This window comes from Pseudomonas sp. UBA6310 (assembly GCF_002438225.1).
Classification (GTDB): Bacteria; Pseudomonadota; Gammaproteobacteria; order Pseudomonadales; family Pseudomonadaceae; genus Pseudomonas_O; species Pseudomonas_O kuykendallii.
Genome location: NZ_DJTK01000035.1, coordinates 19,817 through 36,449, shown reverse-complemented (window position 1 = coordinate 36,449; position 16,633 = coordinate 19,817). Strand labels below are relative to the sequence as shown.

The following is a 16,633-nucleotide window of genomic DNA, read 5'->3' as shown; positions in this document are numbered from 1 at the left end:
TGATGCTTGCCCCGCCCGCCCCTTCGGGCGGGCGCCTCTTTCCAGACAGGAAGTCGGATGCGTAAAGCCCTGCTGTCGAGCCTGCTGCTGTGCGCCTGCGCACCCTTCGCCCTCGCCGCCCCCCGGATAGCCCCCGAACGCCTGGCCGAACTGGCATCGGACGACTACTGGCTGGCCCTCGGTCATTACGAACGCAAAACGCTCGGCGGCTGGCGCAGCTACGTCGACGACGAAAAGTTCTTCCTCTCCTCCCAGGGCGAGCACGACCCCCGGGCCGAGCTGCGCGCCACGCTGGATGCGCTCTACCAGCCCACCGCCAGCGGCGACCGGCACGCCCAGTGCCGCTACCCGGCGCGCACCCGCTGGCTGCGGGAGAAACTGCAACTGACCGACCTGCCGCAGCCGAGCTGCGAGGAGTTCCGCACCTGGTACGCCGACGTCGCGCCGCATAGCGCGGTGCTGGTGTTCCCGGCCGCCTACCTGAACAGCCCGTCGTCGATGTTCGGCCACACGCTGCTACGCATCGATCCCGAAGGCGTCGATGACCAGGGCAGCCCGCTGCTCAGCTACGCGCTCAACTTCGGCGCGATGATCGAGGGGATGGACAACAGCATCCTCTACGCCTGGAAAGGCCTCGCCGGCGGCTATCCGGGCCTGTTCTCCCTGGTCCCCTACCGGGAGAAGCTCAGCGAGTACAACCGCCTGGAAAACCGCGACCTCTGGGAGTACCGGCTGAACCTGACGCCGCAGGAGACCGCGCGGATGATCGAGCACGTCTGGGAGCTCAACCAGATCCGCTTCGACTACTACTTCTTCGACGAGAACTGCTCCTACCGCCTGCTCGAACTGCTGCAGGTGGCACGCCCCGGGCTGCAACTGACCAATCAGTTCCCGCTCACCGCGATCCCCACCGACACCGTGCGCGCGGTCAAGGAGGCCGGCCTGGTCGAGCGCATCGACTACCGCCCCTCGCGGGAAAAGGAACTGCTGGCGCGCGCCGAACCGCTGTCGAATGAGGAACAGGAATGGGCGCTGCGCCTGGCCGAGGACGAAAAACGCCTCGACGATCCGCAGTTCACCGCCTTGCCCGTCGAGCGCCGGGCGCTGATCCAGGACGCCGCGTTTCGCCTGGTCCGCTACCGCGCCACCGGCGAGGAGCGCGACAGCGTGGGCGCCGCGCGCAGTTACGCCCTGCTGAGGGCGATCAACCGCATGCCACCGCCGGCGCTGACGGTCGAACGGCCGGGGCTTCCGGAAACCGGGCACGAATCGCGCACCTGGCAGCTCGGCGCCGGCAGCCGCGATGGCGAGGCCTTCGCCGAGTACGGCCTGCGCATGGCCTATCACGACCTGAACGACAACGGCGCCGGCTTCCCGATCGGCGCGCAGATCGAAATCCTCGACCTGCGCGTGCGCCAGTACGAGGACGAGCACTGGCAACTGCAGCGCCTGGACCTGGCCAGCATTCGCTCGCTGACACCGCGCAATCGCCTGCTGCAGCCGCTCTCCTGGCAGGTCTCCACCGGTCTGGAGCGGGTCGCCGGACGCGACGGCAAGCAGACCCTGGTGCGCCAGCTGAACGGCGGTGCCGGCGGCAGTTGGGTGCTGGGCGACGACCTGCTTGGCTTCGCCCTGGCGACCACACGACTGGAGAACAACCCGGACTTCGCCGGCTTCATCGCCCCCGCACTGGGCTTCGATACCGGCTTGCTGTGGCGCAACGCGCTGGGCAACCTGAGCCTGGAGGCGCGCGGCGACTACTTCCACAACGGCGAGGTCCGCCGTGCGCTGTCGCTCAACCAGCAGTGGGAGCTGTCGCGCAACCTCGGCCTGCGCCTCACCGCGCAGCGCGACTTCAGCCACTTCGACCAACCACGCAACGAACTGATGCTGGAGCTGCGCTGGTACCACTACTGACCATGACGAACGCCTCACGCGTTCTTGACGAATTCCTCACCCCCGCGCGCCGACAATGCCTCTGCCCGTCGCCCTTCTTCGACGGTGCCGGAGGCCATCGTGCGTCACGCTCTACTCCTCGCCCTGCTGCTCCTGGCGGGCTGCCAAACCACCCATGAACAGTTGCTCGCCGCCGGCTATCCACCGGCCTTCGCCGATGGCTTCCAGGACGGTTGCGGCAGCGGCCGACAGGCGGCCGGGGCGATCAGCGGCGAATTCCGCAAGGACGTGCCGCGCTTCCTCGCCGATGCCACCTACGCCACCGGCTGGTCCGACGGTTTCAACCAATGCCAGGCGCAGCGGATCAGCGAGGACCGCCAGGATGCGCTCGAGCGCATCGGCAGCGACCGCGATCGTGCGTGGCGCCAGCACGAGAGCCAGGCCATGGCCAAGGCGCTGAGCCACAACTGAGACAGGACCGACGGACCGCCGACCCGCTGTAAATCTGGCAGCATGTCGGCATTCGCCGTTTCCGGGACTCGCCATGAACCACGCCATCGCCGTCACGCCTTACACCTCCTCCACCCGCGCGCGCCGGGCGAACGGCACATGATCGTGATCGTCATGGGCGTTTCCGGCAGCGGCAAGACCACCATCGGAGCGCAGTTGGCGGCGCGCCTGCGCTGCGGGTTTTCCGATGCCGACGAATTCCACAGCGAGGCCAACAAGGCGAAGATGGCCCGCGGCGTACCGCTGGACGAGGAGGACCGCCGTCCGTGGCTGGCCAGCCTGCGGGCGGCGATCGATGAGAAGAAAGGCCAGGCGCGCGACTGGGTGTTCGCCTGTTCCGCGCTCAAGCACGCCTACCGCGATGCGCTCGGCGGCGACGATCCCGCGGTGCGCTGGGTGTTCCTCGACGGTTCGGAGGCGTTGCTGGCCAAGCGGCTGGCCGGTCGCGGCGGGCATTTCTTCGATCCGCGCCTGCTGCGCAGTCAGTTGCAGACGCTGGAGAAACCGCAGGAAGGCGAGGCGCTGCTGGTGGACATCGACGCGTCGCCCGAGCAGATCGTCGCGGACATCCTGCAGCGGCTCAACCGCGACACGGAAGGCGACGCCCAGGCCTGACTAGGCGTCAACCTCGACGCGATTGCGCCCGCTGCGCTTGGCGGAAAGCAGGGCGACGTCGGCGCGGTTGATGGTGCTGGAGTAGTTCTCGTCGGCATGCAGCGCGGCGACACCGACGCTCACCGTCACCGACAGCAGGTCGTTGTTCACCCGCACCGCCAGGGTGCCGATACTGGCGCGCACTCGTTCCATCACCTGCGCGGCGGTGGCGACGTCGGTCTCCGGCATCAGGATCAGGAACTCCTCGCCGCCCCAGCGGCCGCAGAGGTCCTGTTCGCGCACTTCGGCTTCCATGACGCGGGCGATCTCGATCAGCACGCGGTCGCCGATCTCGTGGCCGAAGTCGTCGTTGATCGCCTTGAAGCGGTCGATGTCGAGCATCACCACGCTGAGCGGGCGTTCATAGCGCTTGGCGCGATCGGCTTCGTCGCGCAGGCGCTCCATCAGCAGCCGGCGGTTGCCGATACCGGTCAATGCGTCGTGGGTGGAGGCTTCCTTCAGCGCGATGTTCAGGTCGCGCATCATCTGCTGGTAGCGATCGGAAATGCGCGCAACCTTCTCCAGTTGGCGCAACTGCTTGTCGAAGCGCGCGGAAAGGCTCAGCTCGCGCTCGCGGGCGATGCTCTGGTAGCCGTCCGAAACCCGGGTGATGCGCTCGATGCGCACCAGCAGATCGTTGTGCGACTCCCACAGCAGGTTCAGGGCATCGCGCAACGCGTGGTCCTTGTGCTGCGGGTCGGCGAGCAACTTTTCGATCATTTCCTCGAGCGCGCTTTGTCCACGCATAGGATGAACCCTGCTTAGTCGTGACTGAGGATCGCGAAGGGGAAACTGCAGTCTTCCTTGAACTCTTCGGCAAGCTCGACCACGCGCTCGTTGCGCCGGTCGTAATGCCAGTTCACCGCGACCTGCTTGCCCTCGCCATGCGCCGCCTCGAGCAGGTCGAAGATGTCCATCATCGCCTTGATGCTGCTGGTGTTGAGGTACAGCAGGCGCAGCTCCAGGGTCAGCGGGCGGTCGGCTTCGGCGAGGAAGCGCTCGATCCACTCGAACACCTGGCGGAACAGTTCGTAGGAATTCTCCGGGTAGGAGTCGCCCTGCATGGACAGGATGCCCTTGTCCCAGTCGGACTGGATGGAAGGGGAAGACTGGCTGCCCGGGATGGAAAAATTAGTCATTTGGCGGAGTGCTCTTAATGTCAGATAACGGCGCTCAAGCTGATGAAAGCACGGCCACCGGCGACATCCCGCAGGCTGGCCTGCAGGGGTTCGCTGGATTTTCGGGCAATGTCGATCAGCCCGAGGCCGGCACCGGATACCACGTTCTCGTCGCGCGGACGGCGCAACTGTTCCTTGTACATCGCCTTGAGCTGGCTCTTGTCCATCTCGGCCAACACCTTTACTGCGCTCATCAGGCTCTCGCCGTCGGACGATTCGATCAGGTTGCCCGCGGACACCACGTAGCGGCCCGCGTCATTGCGCGCCACCACCACGGTGGCACCGGCCTCCTGATCGGACCAGTTCTTCACCTTGGTGTAATGACGGATGTTCTGCGTCATCTCGATGTACACCGCGAACACGTCCATCGCGGAGGACGGGTGCGCGTGATCGGCGGTCAGGTAATTGCGCAAAGCATTACCGATTTCCTCGATCAGGCTGCGCGAGATGGGACCGTTGAAGCAGAGCATTATCTGCTGGCGGTTGTAGCTCTCGCGCATGGCAAAAAGGTCAAGGGATTCCATTTGGCAAGCTCCGGGTTGGACAACGCTCTCAATCGAAACGGAAACACAGCATCGTAATGTCGTCACGCTGGGGGTAGTCGCCCTGGTACTCGGCCAGGGTCGCACTGAAAGCGGCGCCCTGTTCGGCCAAAGGAAGACGCGCATGGCGGCGAATCATCTCGGCAAAGCGGCTGTTGCCGAAGCCATAGCCTAACTCACCACCGGCCTGATCGAGAAAACCATCGGTGGTCAGGTAGAAGGTGCGCCCGCTCTGCAAGGCGATCCGCGCATTGGTGTATTCGCCGACGCGCTTGTCGCCGATCGCGCGGCGCGCCGCCGGCAGCTCCTCCAGCGTCTCGCCGTCACTGTAGTAAAGGGCGATCTTGGCGCCGGAGAAGGTCACCTCGCGGGTCTGGAAATCCACGTAGGCGAGGCCGACGTCCATGTTGGTCGCCAGAGCCGGCTGCTCGACATCGTCACGCAGCATGCTGCGCACGATGCGGTCGGTGCGGGCCAGCACCACGGCAGGATCGGCCAGGCCGACATCGGCGATTGCCTGGTCGATGGCGGCGTGCGCGAGCATGGTCATCAGCGCGCCGGGAACGCCATGTCCGGCGCAGTCGACCACGCCGAAGAGACAACCGCCATCGCCAGCGCGGTAGACGTAGAAATCGCCACCGACCACGTCACGCGGACGCCAGAGCACGGCGTGACGCTCGCCGAGCGCGGTGACCAACTGCCGCTTGGGCAGGATCGCGTGCTGGATCAGACTCGCGTAGTCGATGGAGTCGTCGATCTTCTTGTGCGCGGCGGCCATCTCGCGGTTGGCCTGTTCCAGCGCCCGGGTACGCTCGCGCACGCGGCTTTCCAGCTCGCTGGTGTGGCTGCGGACCTTTTGCGCCATCACGCCGAAGGCCGCGCTCAGCTCGCCGATCTCGTCATCGCGATCGACCGGCAGCGGCGCGTCGTACTGTCCCGCGGCCATCGCCTGAGCGCTGTGGCGCAGCAGGCGCAGCGGCTTGAGCACGCGCTTCTCCACCAGCCAGGCGACGCCACCGATCAGCAGCAGCATGATGATGACGAAGGCGATCAGGGCCGGCACCAGCGAATCCAGCTCGATGACCTGCGCCACGCCCAGGTCGATGGCGCTGGCCACGTACCAGTCCAGCTCCGGAATCCAGGCCAGCGCCAGCAGCTGGGTGCGGCCGTCCATGCTCACCCAGAGGGTTTCGACGCTGCCCGGTTTGCTCTTCGCGTCGGCCAGCGCGCCGCGCACCGCAGCGGAATCGTCGACGTTGTCGAGCTGGCCATAGATGCTGGTGGCCACCGAGCGGCCGGTCGCCCCGTCGGCGTTCTCGGCGACCAGGCTCTCATCCGGGTGCACGAGGATCGACGCCTGCCCGTCCAGCACCATGGACAGCACGCCAGCGGTGTTGGCGGTGACGAAGTCGTCGAGGAACGAGGACAGGCTGATACCCGAACCGAGTACACCGATGCGCCGGTCGCCGTCGCTGACCGGGATGTTGAACCACACCTTGAGGTCGCGGGACTCCAGGTTGCGGTCCACGTTGAGCTTGTACGGCGCCGGGTCGTTGAGGCTGCGGAAGAACCAGTCGTCCTTGGCGTCGCCGTTGTTGAGCAGGTAGCGCGGCTGGTCGCTGAAGGGCTTGCTGCTGTCGTTGAAGTAGTAGCCCAGGTGTTCGGCGCCAACCACGAAATAGGTGCCCTCGGCGAACACCTTCTGGTATCCCGCGGCTTCGCGGAAGAACAGCGCGCGTTTCGCGGCATCGTTTTCGTCGAGCAGCCACTGGCGGGTGATTTCCGAATCGGCCAGGCGCATCGCCAGCGCCAGTTCCCGCGATACCGGGGCGGCGATCTTCTCCCGGTTGAGCTGGGCGACGTTGCGCCCATAGGCCTCGCCGTAGCGATTCTGCACGCCCTTGAGGGCCTGCCAGCCGACCAATCCGGCCATTCCCAGGGCCAACAGGCAGGTCAGCAGTAACGCCAGCAACGATTTTCCGCGCAAGCCAAGTGCCGCCATGTGAACTCCATTCAGTGCCGTGGCCGATCCGCGCATGCAGGTCGATGGGATGCGCGCGGGCGATTATCCCGTATAGGCAGCAACCGCCACCAGCGGAAAACGCTGGTGCAAACGAAGACGGAGCCTTTCGGCTCCGTCGTGGCTCGCGGCTACTGCGCCAGCTTCTTGTACTTCACCCGATGCGGCTGGGCGGCCGCGTCGCCGAGGCGTTTCTTGCGATCGGCCTCGTACTCGGTGTAGTTGCCTTCGAAGAAGGTCACGTTGGAGTCGTCTTCGTAGGCCAGGATGTGCGTGGCGATACGGTCGAGGAACCAGCGATCGTGGGAAATCACGATGGCCGCGCCGGGGAAGTCCAGCAGCGCTTCCTCGAGGGCGCGCAAGGTCTCGATGTCGAGGTCGTTGGACGGTTCGTCGAGCAGCAGCACGTTGCCGCCCTGCTTGAGGGTCAGGGCCATGTGCAGCCGCCCGCGCTCACCGCCGGAGAGGTCCTTGACGAACTTCTGCTGGTCGGCGCCCTTGAAGTTGAAGCGACCTACGTAGCCACGCGAAGGCACTTCGTAGCTGCCGACCTTGATCATGTCGAAGCCGTCGGACACCTGTTCCCAGACGGTCTTGTTGCCTTCGAGCATGTCGCGGCTCTGATCGACGCTGGCGATCTGCACGGTGTCGCCGATCTCGATGCTGCCGGAGTCGGGCTGCTCCTTGCCGGTGATCATGCGGAACAGGGTCGACTTGCCCGCGCCGTTGCCGCCGATCACGCCGACGATCGCGCCCTTCGGCACGCTGAAGCTCAGGTTGTCGATCAGCACGCGATCGCCGTAGCCCTTGGTCACGCCGTGGAACTCGATGACCTTGTCGCCCAGGCGCGGACCAGCGGGGATGTAGATTTCGTTGGTTTCGCTGCGCTTCTGGAATTCCTGCGACTGCATTTCCTCGAAACGCTGCAGGCGCGCCTTGGACTTGGCCTGACGCGCCTTGGCGCCCTGGCGCACCCATTCCAGTTCGGCCTTCATCGCTTTCGCGTGGGAGGCCTCCTGCTTGGCTTCCTGGGCCAGGCGGGCGGACTTCGATTCCAGCCAGCCGGAGTAGTTGCCTTCGTAGGGGATGCCATGGCCGCGGTCAAGCTCGAGGATCCAGCCGGCAACGTTGTCGAGGAAGTAACGATCGTGGGTGATCGCCACCACGGTGCCGGGGAAGTCGTGGAGGAAGTGCTCCAGCCAGGCCACCGAATCGGCATCCAGATGGTTGGTCGGTTCGTCGAGCAGGAGCATGTCCGGCGCCGACAGCAGCAGACGGCACAGCGCCACGCGGCGCTTCTCGCCACCCGACAGGTGTTCGATGGTGGCGTCCCACGGCGGCAGGCGCAGCGCGTCGGCGGCGACTTCCAGCTGGCGCTCCAGGTTATGCCCGTCGGAGGCCTGCAGGATGGCTTCCAGCTTGGCCTGCTCGGCGGCCAGCGCGTCGAAGTCGGCATCCGGCTCGGCATAGGCGGCGTAGACCTCGTCCAGCCGCGCCTGGGCGTTCTTGATCTCACCCACGGCCTCTTCGACGATGTCACGAACAGTCTTCGTCGGGTCAAGCTGCGGCTCCTGCGGCAGATAACCTACCTTGATGCCGGGCATCGGGCGGGCCTCGCCGTCGATCTCGGTGTCGACGCCGGCCATGATCCGCAACAGGGTCGACTTGCCCGCGCCGTTGAGGCCAAGCACGCCGATCTTGGCGCCGGGGAAGAAGGACAGCGAGATGTCCTTGAGGATTTCGCGCTTCGGGGGAACGACCTTGCTCACCCGGTGCATGCTGTAAACGTACTGAGCCATGACGGACCTTGGACTGGAAGAGGATTCGATGAGGGCGGGAGCCCTGGGGCGAAGCAGGGAGGCTTCGCCGAGGAACATTTTGCAGGCTGGCCTAACCTAACGATAAAGCCCTTGCCGGACCTTCGATGAAAGCCGCCGAACAGGCGCCAGCGTCACCCCCGCGCGTGCCGGCAAAGCTACCGGAACACGCGGGCGAGGGCAAACCACGCTCGTCGGCCATACTGGCAGTTTGCCTTCTTTCCGGGCATGCTAGCCGCCCGCGCCAGCCCGCCTTTTTTCCGGGAGACGCCGGTTCTCTATAGTGTTGATTTTGCAGGAATAGCCGGTGTTGAAGCTGCCCTCATCCCTCGCGCATGCCGTCGACGGCGCTCGGCGAGGTTCGGTCAAAGGCATTCTGGTCGCGTTGGTGCTGGTGGTTCTGAGCCTGCTGCTCTGGCAGTTGCGCCAGGAGTTCCAGCAAGGCCAGGCCAGTGAGCGGCAGCGCAGCCTTGAATCGGGCATCCAGCTCGCCGACCACCTCGCCGCCAGCATGGACCTCAAGGCCCACGCCGCGCTCGCGCTGCTGCACCAGCGTGGGCCCGCGCCGCTCTCCCGGCTCGGCGATCCCGGCCTGCTCGGCGACCTGCAACGCATCTATCCGTCCCTGCGCAGCCTCGCCTGGCTGGACGAGCAAGGCCGGCTGCTGGAAGACACCGAGGGCGAGTCGGGCGATATGGCCGCTTTGCCTGCCCTGCTACGCCGCGCCGGGGATGATCCTTTCCACTACCTGTATGCCGAAACCGAGGGTGGCACCGTCTACCTCGTGCTGCGCCAGAGCGCGGACGACCAGCCGCGCGGGCACTGGCTGTTGCGCCTGAGCGGCGACTCGATGCACCGCTGGCTGCTGCAGCAGAACGCCCACGGCTGGCTGCTGGAGGACAAGGTCGAGCAACGCGCCATCGCGCGCCGATCACGGAACGCCAACCCGGACCCACGAATCGCGCCGCTCAGCGCCGAAGAACGCTCGCTGAGCATCCGCGTGCTCCCGTTGCCGGGCAGTGACTGGCAACTGCGGGTGCTCTTCGATGCCGCCGAGGCCCGCGCGGCACAGTGGCCGGCCCTTTCCGGCAAGCTCCTGCTGTTCCTCGTCTGCAGCCTTCTGGTACTCGGCGCGCTGGTCGGCCTGCTGCGTGAACAGCGCGCGCTGCGCGAACTCAACGATGCCTCTCGCCGCTCGTTGCGGCAGGCCGCCAGCGCCTTGCGCACCATCGAGGAGCGCGTCCTGCTGACCCATGCCGACGGTCGCGTCAACTACCTCAACCCGCAGGCCGAGGACCTCTTCGGCCTCAGCGACGAGGAAGCCCAGGGGCTGCATATCCTCGACCTGCTGCCCGGTCTCGACCCGCTGCTGATCAACGTCGCCGATATGCACCGCGACCTCGGCACCGACCTGGTGGAGCTGGCGCAACACGGCGAGACGCGCCTGTTCGCGGTGACCCGCAGCGAGCTGAGCGAGGGCGAGCGGCACCAGGGCTTCGTCTGGGTGATGCGCGACGTCACCGAAGAGCAGCAGAGCATGCGCGTACTGCAGGAAACCCGGCGCCGCTACCAGGACATCTTCGAGGGCACCGGCATCGCCCTCTGCGTCCTCGACCTGGCCGGCCTGCCGCCGTTCCTGCGCGACCAGGACATCGTCGACACCGAGTCGCTGCAGGCCTGGATCCAGGCCAACCCGCAGCGTCACACCGAGCTGGTGGCGCAGATGCGCATCACCGAAGCGAACCAGGTGGCGCTGCAGTTGGTGGGTGTGAACAGCATCGAAAGTGCCTGGCAGCATCTGCTCGGGGATTCGCCGCTGCACGCCGAAGGCCTGCGCTTCCAGCTGATTGCCGCACTGCTCGAAGGACAACGGCGGCTCGAGATGGAAGCCCGCATCCTCACGTCCGAGGGAGACGAACGCCACCTGTGGATGGTGCTGCGCCTGCCGGAGCAGGAACAGGACTACCACGCCGTCACCCTGAGCGTCAGCGACATCACCCGCCGCAAGCGGGTCGAACTGTCGCTGACCGAGCGCGAGCGATTCTGGTCGGAGGTGGTGCGCGCGGCGCCGGACATGCTCTACGTGCACGACATGCTCAGCCGCGAGGTGGTCTACAGCAACCACAGCCTCGGCCTCAAGCTCGGCTACAGCAAACCGGAACTGCGCGCCATGGGCGAGCACTTCTGGGAGCAGATCCTGCATCCCGACGACAGCGACTACTACTGGCGAGTGCGCGCCTTGCAGCAGGTGGTCGGGCAGAACCAGCTGCTCGAATCGCAGCTGCGCTGGCGCCACCGCAATGGCCGCTGGCACTGGTTCAGCATCCGCGAACAGGCGCTCTCGCGGACCGCCGACGGCCGCGTGAAGCACCTGATCGGGGTGGCCAAGGACATCACCGAACAGATCGAGGCCAGCGAGTCGCTGCGCGACAGCGAGCGCCGCTACCGGCTGCTGGCGGAAAGCATCAGCGACGTGATCTTCACCACCGACGACGACCTGCGCCTCAACTACCTGAGCCCGTCGGTGCGCGAGCTGCTCGGCTACGACAGCGACTGGATCATGCGCAACGGCATGGGCAGCCTGGTCGCCAACCCGTCGCAGCTGGGCGGCTTCGAGGCCCTGCTCGAACGCATCCGCGAGGCGCAGCGCAATCCGCTGCTGATGATCGAACTGCGCAACGAACACCAGATGCAGATGTTCGTTCTCGACTGCCTGCGCGCCGACGACCGCAAGATCACCGTGGAACTGCGCGCGATGCCCATGTGGGATGAGCACGGGCGCTTCGAGGGCATGCTCGGCATCGTCCGCGACATCAGCCCGCAACGCCGCGCGGAGAAAGAGCTGCGCATGGCGGCGACGGTGTTCGAGCACTCGACCGCGGCGATCCTGGTCACCGACCCGGCCGGCTACATCGTCCAGGTCAACGAAGCCTTCAGCCGCATCAGCGGCTACGCCAGCGCCCAGGTGCTCGACCAGCTGCCCAACCTGCTCACCGCGGAAAGCCAGCAGAGCGGGCACATGCAGTACATCCTGGCCCAGCTCAACCAGCACGGCAGCTGGGAAGGCGAGGTCTGGCTCAAGCGCTACAACGGCGAGAACTACCCGGCCTGGGTGGGCATTACCGCGGTCCACGACGACGAGAAGGACCTAGTCAGCTACGTCTGTTTCTTCAGCGACATGAGCGAGCGCAAGGCCAGCGAGCAGCGCATCCACCGCCTGGCCTACTACGATCCGCTGACCCACCTGCCCAACCGCACGCTGTTCCAGGATCGCCTGTACACCGCGCTGCAGTCCGCGGAGCGGCGCGAGGACTGGGTGGTACTGATGTTCCTCGACCTGGACCGCTTCAAGCCGATCAACGACTCCCTCGGCCATGCCGCCGGCGACCGCATGCTCCAGGAAGTGGCGCTGCGCCTGGCCGCCTGCGGCGACGACTCGGACACCGTGGCGCGCATGGGCGGCGACGAGTTCACCCTGCTGCTGCGTGCCCAGGATTGCCGCGAAAGCGCGCTGAAACGGGCGATCCACGTGGGCGAGCAGATCCTCGCCAGCCTGGCCCGGCCGTTCATTCTCGAAGGCCGCGAGTTCTTCGTCACCGCCAGCATCGGCATCGCCCTCAGCCCGCAGGATGGCGAGGAACTGAGCCAGTTGATGAAGAACGCCGACACCGCGATGTACCACGCCAAGGAACGCGGCAAGAACAACTTCCAGTTCTACCAGGCCGAGATGAACGCCAGCGCCCTGGAACGCCTGGAGCTGGAAAGCGACCTGCGCCACGCCCTGGAGCAGGGCCAGTTCGTCCTTCACTACCAGCCGCAGCTGTCCGGCGACGGCAAGCGCCTGACCGGTGCCGAGGCCCTGTTGCGCTGGGAGCACCCCACCCGCGGGCTGGTGCCGCCGAACGACTTCGTCCCGGTGCTGGAGGAGATCGGCCTGGTGGTGCCGGTCGGCGACTGGGTGCTCAAGGAAGCCTGCCGCCAGCTCAAGGCCTGGCACCAGGCTCGCGTGCGCCTGCCGAAGATCTCCGTGAACCTCTCCGCGCGGCAGTTCTCCGACGGCCAGCTCGGCGAGCGCATCGCCTGCATCCTCAAGGACAGCGAGGTGCCGGCCGCCTGCCTGGAGCTGGAGCTGACCGAGAGCATCCTGATGCGCGACGTCGCCGAGACCATGCAGATCCTCGACAACCTCAAGCGCCTCGGCCTGTGCATCGCGGTGGACGACTTCGGCACCGGCTACTCGTCGCTGAACTACCTCAAGCAGTTCCCCATCGACGTGCTGAAGATCGACCGCAGCTTCGTCGACGGCCTGCCGGAGGGCGAACAGGACGCGCAGATCGCCCGCGCGATCATCGCCATGGCCCACAGCCTCAACCTCTCGGTGATCGCCGAGGGCGTCGAGACCCAGGCGCAGCTGGATTTCCTCCGCCAGCATGGCTGCGACGAAGTGCAGGGCTACCTGTTCGGCCGACCGATGCCGGCCGCGCAGTTCGAGTCGATGTTCAGCGGCGCGGCGCTCTTCGTGCTCAGTTGAACCCCGCGTCGCAGAGGGCCGCCACGGCATTCGCCGCGCATCGATGAACCCCGCTCGTCCTGCGCATGACGCCGCCTCATGTGCCAGCCCGCGCCGCTTCAGGTAGAATTCGCGCCTCTCCACCACCTCCCAGACGATCCAGGGGATTGCCATGTTCAGCCGAGATTTGACCCTTGCCCGCTTCGATGCCGAGCTTTTCGCCGCCATGGAGCAGGAAGCCCAGCGCCAGGAAGACCACATCGAGCTGATCGCCTCGGAGAACTACACCAGCCCGGCGGTGATGGAAGCGCAGGGTTCGGTGCTGACCAACAAGTACGCCGAAGGCTATCCGGGCAAGCGCTACTACGGCGGTTGCGAGTACGTCGACGTGGTCGAGCAGATCGCCATCGACCGCGCCAAGGAACTGTTCGGCGCCGATTACGCCAACGTCCAGCCGCACGCCGGCTCGCAGGCGAACGCCGCCGTCTACCTGGCCCTGCTCAGCGCCGGCGACACCATCCTCGGCATGAGCCTGGCCCACGGCGGCCACCTGACCCACGGCGCGTCCGTCTCCTCCTCCGGCAAGCTGTACAACGCGGTGCAGTACGGCATCACCGACGCCGGCCTGATCGACTACGACGAAGTCGAGCGCCTAGCCGTCGAGCACAAGCCGAAGATGATCGTCGCCGGCTTCTCCGCCTACTCGCAGGTGCTGGACTTCGCCCGCTTCCGCGCCATCGCCGACAAGGTCGGCGCCTACCTGTTCGTCGACATGGCCCACGTGGCCGGCCTGGTCGCCGCCGGCGTCTACCCGAACCCGGTGCCGTTCGCCGACGTGGTCACCACCACCACCCACAAGACCCTGCGCGGCCCGCGCGGCGGCCTGATCCTTGCCAAGGCCAATGCCGAGATCGAGAAGAAGCTCAACTCCGCCGTGTTCCCCGGCGCCCAGGGCGGCCCGCTGGAGCATGTGATCGCGGCCAAGGCCGTGTGCTTCAAGGAAGCCCTGCAACCGGAGTTCAAGGCCTACCAGCAGCAGGTGGTGAAGAACGCCCAGGCGATGGCCGAAGTGTTCATCGAGCGCGGCTTCGACGTGGTTTCCGGCGGCACCCAGAACCACCTGTTCCTGCTCTCGCTGATCAAGCAGGACATCACCGGCAAGGACGCGGACGCCGCCCTCGGCCGTGCCCACATCACCGTGAACAAGAACTCGGTACCCAACGATCCGCGCTCGCCGTTCGTGACCTCCGGCCTGCGCATCGGCACTCCGGCCGTGACCACCCGCGGTTTCGTCGAGGCCGACTGCCGCGAACTGGCCGGCTGGATCTGCGACCTGCTGGGCAACCTCGGCGACGAAGCTATCGAAGCCAGCGTGCGCGAGAAGGTCCAGGCGATCTGCACGCGCCTGCCGGTCTACGGCAAGTAACACGCAACCGCGACAGAAGAGCCCGGCCGATGCCGGGCTTTTTCTTGCCCGGCATTCGGGCCAGCGCGCGGGAGGCGACGCCCGGGCCCCGCGGCACGCGGCACGCGGCGCTGCCGGGAGCGCGGCAACTGCGAGACGTGATATGATCCTGCGCTGTTTTGTCGCGCCCCTCACCCCCGGTGGCCGAACAGAACCTGCTGATCGACAGGCGTACAGCCCGATCCAGCACACAGAATGTCACTCAAGCAGCAGATTCCAACGACGAACAACAAGTCAGCGCGGGAGAGACAGGAAGTTGGAGGCCAGGGCGAACGCCGACCTCCATATGTCCATGTCCAGTCGATGCGGCCATGTCCGCGCTGACCATCGTGAGCGAGCGAGGCTGATTGCCCCGTCAGGCTGGCGTGGATGCTCGTTCAACATGGGAATCTGAAGATGTTCAAGAAACTCAATCCTGCCCTGCTCGGCCTTGCGATCGCCATGGGCACTCCTTGCGCATTCGCCGAGGAGGCGAAGAAAGTCGATGTCCTGCTCATCGGCGGCGGCATCATGAGCTCCACCCTGGGCATCTGGCTCAGCGAACTGGAACCGGACTGGACCATGGAAATGGTCGAGCGCCTGGACGGCGTCGCCGAGGAAAGCTCGAACGGCTGGAACAACGCCGGCACCGGCCACTCGGCCCTCGCCGAACTGAACTACACCCCCGAGGACAAGAACGGCAAGATCGACATCTCCAAGGCGATCGAGATCAACGAGTCGTTCCAGGTCTCGCGGCAGTTCTGGTCCTGGCAGGTCCGCCAGGGCGTGCTGAAGAATCCGCGCTCGTTCATCAACTCCACCCCGCACATGAGCTTCGTCTGGGGCGACGACAACATCGCCTTCCTGAAGAAGCGCTATGAGGCGCTGCAGGCCAGCCCGCTGTTCAGCGGCATGCAGTACTCCGAGGACCCGGCGCAGATCAGGCAGTGGGTTCCGCTGATGATGGAAGGCCGCGACCCGACGCAGAAGATCGCCGCGACCTGGACGCCGATCGGCACAGACATGAACTTCGGCGAAATCACCCGCCAGTTCGTCGCCAACCTCCAGAGCAAGAAGAACTTCTCGCTCAAGCTGTCCAGCGAAGTCGAGGACATCACGCGCAACCCGGACGGCAGCTGGCGCGTGACCTACAAGAACCTGAAGGACAACAGCGAGACGCAGACCGACGCCAAGTTCGTCTTCATCGGCGCCGGTGGCGGCGCGCTGCACCTGCTGCAGAAATCCGGCATTCCGGAAGCACGCGAATACGGCGCCTTCCCGGTCGGCGGCTCGTTCCTGGTCACCGAGAACCCCTCGATCGCCCAGCAGCACCTGGCCAAAGCCTACGGCAAGGCGTCGGTCGGCGCACCGCCGATGTCGGTTCCGCACCTGGACACCCGGGTGCTGGACGGTAAGCGCGTGATCCTGTTCGGGCCCTTCGCCACCTTCTCCACCAAGTTCCTCAAGCAGGGTTCCTACCTGGACCTGCTGACCAGCACCAACACCCACAACGTCTGGCCGATGACCAAGGTCGGCATCGCCGAGTACCCGCTGGTCGAGTACCTCGCCGGTCAGCTGATGCTGTCGGACGACGACCGCATGGCCGCCCTGCGCGAGTACTTCCCCAACGCGAAGAAGGAAGACTGGCGTCTGTGGCAAGCCGGCCAGCGCGTGCAGATCATCAAGCGCGATGCCGATAAAGGCGGCGTGCTGAAGCTCGGCACCGAGATCGTCGCCTCCGAAGACCGCAGCATCGCCGGCCTGCTGGGCGCCTCGCCGGGCGCGTCGACCGCCGCGCCGATCATGCTGGGTGTGCTGGAGAAGGTGTTCCAGGACAAGGTCGCCACGCCCGAGTGGCAAGCCAAGATCCGCCAGATCGTGCCGAGCTACGGCACCAAGCTCAACGACAGCCCGGATCGCGTGGCCGAGGAATGGAACTACACCGCGGGTGTCCTGCAACTGACCACGCCGCCGCCGGTCAACAAGGCCAGCGTCGCGCCGAGTCCGAGCGGAGACGAGGCGCCGCGCAAGGAAGACGCGGCGAGCGACATGGCACTCTGAT

General features: G+C 66.1%; 11 protein-coding genes. 6 read left to right on the top strand and 5 right to left on the bottom strand.

Annotated features, from left to right (window positions below):
• Positions 1–57: 57 nt before the first annotated feature.
• From B3E91_RS08070 to B3E91_RS08060, 3 genes are all read left to right on the top strand, one after another.
• On the top strand, positions 58–1,917 hold the full coding sequence (locus B3E91_RS08070) for a DUF4105 domain-containing protein (RefSeq protein ID WP_287028994.1): 1,860 nt from the start codon (positions 58–60) through the stop codon (positions 1,915–1,917).
• 96 nt (positions 1,918–2,013) lie between these two features.
• On the top strand, positions 2,014–2,367 hold the full coding sequence (locus tag B3E91_RS08065; protein WP_090227404.1) for a hypothetical protein: 354 nt from the start codon (positions 2,014–2,016) through the stop codon (positions 2,365–2,367).
• Positions 2,368–2,505: 138 nt separating this feature from the next.
• Positions 2,506–3,021, top strand: coding sequence for a gluconokinase (locus B3E91_RS08060; protein WP_273230180.1), 516 nt, complete (start codon positions 2,506–2,508; stop codon positions 3,019–3,021).
• Here the strand turns inward: B3E91_RS08060 and siaD are convergent, their stop codons facing one another.
• The 5 genes from siaD to ettA form a co-directional block, all read right to left on the bottom strand.
• Positions 3,022–3,807 carry a biofilm regulation diguanylate cyclase SiaD gene (gene siaD / locus B3E91_RS08055; RefSeq protein WP_287028993.1) on the bottom strand — a complete coding sequence of 262 codons (786 nt, stop codon included), beginning with the start codon at positions 3,805–3,807 and terminating at the stop codon, positions 3,022–3,024.
• A 14-nt stretch (positions 3,808–3,821) separates the two neighbouring features.
• On the bottom strand, positions 3,822–4,199 hold the full coding sequence (gene siaC, locus B3E91_RS08050) for a biofilm regulation phosphoprotein SiaC (protein WP_273230176.1): 378 nt from the start codon (positions 4,197–4,199) through the stop codon (positions 3,822–3,824).
• Between the two features lie 20 nt (positions 4,200–4,219).
• On the bottom strand, positions 4,220–4,762 hold the full coding sequence (gene siaB, locus B3E91_RS08045; RefSeq protein WP_090226198.1) for a biofilm regulation protein kinase SiaB: 543 nt from the start codon (positions 4,760–4,762) through the stop codon (positions 4,220–4,222).
• Positions 4,763–4,790: 28 nt separating this feature from the next.
• Complete coding sequence (siaA, locus tag B3E91_RS08040; RefSeq protein ID WP_273230173.1) at positions 4,791–6,782, bottom strand: biofilm regulation protein phosphatase SiaA; 1,992 nt, start codon at positions 6,780–6,782, stop codon at positions 4,791–4,793.
• Between the two features lie 149 nt (positions 6,783–6,931).
• Positions 6,932–8,599, bottom strand: a complete 1,668-nt coding sequence (ettA, locus tag B3E91_RS08035) for an energy-dependent translational throttle protein EttA (protein WP_282344202.1) — start codon at positions 8,597–8,599, stop codon at positions 6,932–6,934.
• Between the two features lie 328 nt (positions 8,600–8,927).
• Between ettA and B3E91_RS08030 the strand changes: the two genes are divergently transcribed.
• From B3E91_RS08030 to mqo, 3 genes are all read left to right on the top strand, one after another.
• Positions 8,928–13,148 carry a bifunctional diguanylate cyclase/phosphodiesterase gene (locus tag B3E91_RS08030; protein ID WP_414708219.1) on the top strand — a complete coding sequence of 1,407 codons (4,221 nt, stop codon included), beginning with the start codon at positions 8,928–8,930 and terminating at the stop codon, positions 13,146–13,148.
• A gap of 151 nt (positions 13,149–13,299) precedes the next feature.
• The gene (glyA, locus tag B3E91_RS08025; protein WP_287028992.1) at positions 13,300–14,553 is read left to right on the top strand and encodes a serine hydroxymethyltransferase; all 1,254 of its coding nucleotides are present in this window, start codon (positions 13,300–13,302) and stop codon (positions 14,551–14,553) included.
• Positions 14,554–14,988: 435 nt separating this feature from the next.
• A complete protein-coding gene (gene mqo / locus B3E91_RS08020; RefSeq protein ID WP_287028991.1) occupies positions 14,989–16,632 on the top strand; it encodes a malate dehydrogenase (quinone) in 1,644 nt (547 codons plus the stop codon).
• The last annotated feature ends 1 nt before the right edge of the window (position 16,633 follow it).

Bases quoted from the DNA above. Each gene is read 5' to 3' on its own strand.
- siaB (WP_090226198.1), bottom strand. From the start codon at position 4,762: ATGGAATCCCTTGACCTTTTTGCCATGCGCGAGAGCTACAACCGCCAG.
- siaA (WP_273230173.1), bottom strand. From the start codon at position 6,782: ATGGCGGCACTTGGCTTGCGCGGAAAATCGTTGCTGGCGTTACTGCTG.
- siaD (WP_287028993.1), bottom strand. From the start codon at position 3,807: ATGCGTGGACAAAGCGCGCTCGAGGAAATGATCGAAAAGTTGCTCGCC.
- B3E91_RS08060 (WP_273230180.1), top strand. From the start codon at position 2,506: ATGATCGTGATCGTCATGGGCGTTTCCGGCAGCGGCAAGACCACCATC.
- B3E91_RS08070 (WP_287028994.1), top strand. From the start codon at position 58: ATGCGTAAAGCCCTGCTGTCGAGCCTGCTGCTGTGCGCCTGCGCACCC.
- glyA (WP_287028992.1), top strand. From the start codon at position 13,300: ATGTTCAGCCGAGATTTGACCCTTGCCCGCTTCGATGCCGAGCTTTTC.
- mqo (WP_287028991.1), top strand. From the start codon at position 14,989: ATGTTCAAGAAACTCAATCCTGCCCTGCTCGGCCTTGCGATCGCCATG.
- ettA (WP_282344202.1), bottom strand. From the start codon at position 8,599: ATGGCTCAGTACGTTTACAGCATGCACCGGGTGAGCAAGGTCGTTCCC.
- siaC (WP_273230176.1), bottom strand. From the start codon at position 4,199: ATGACTAATTTTTCCATCCCGGGCAGCCAGTCTTCCCCTTCCATCCAG.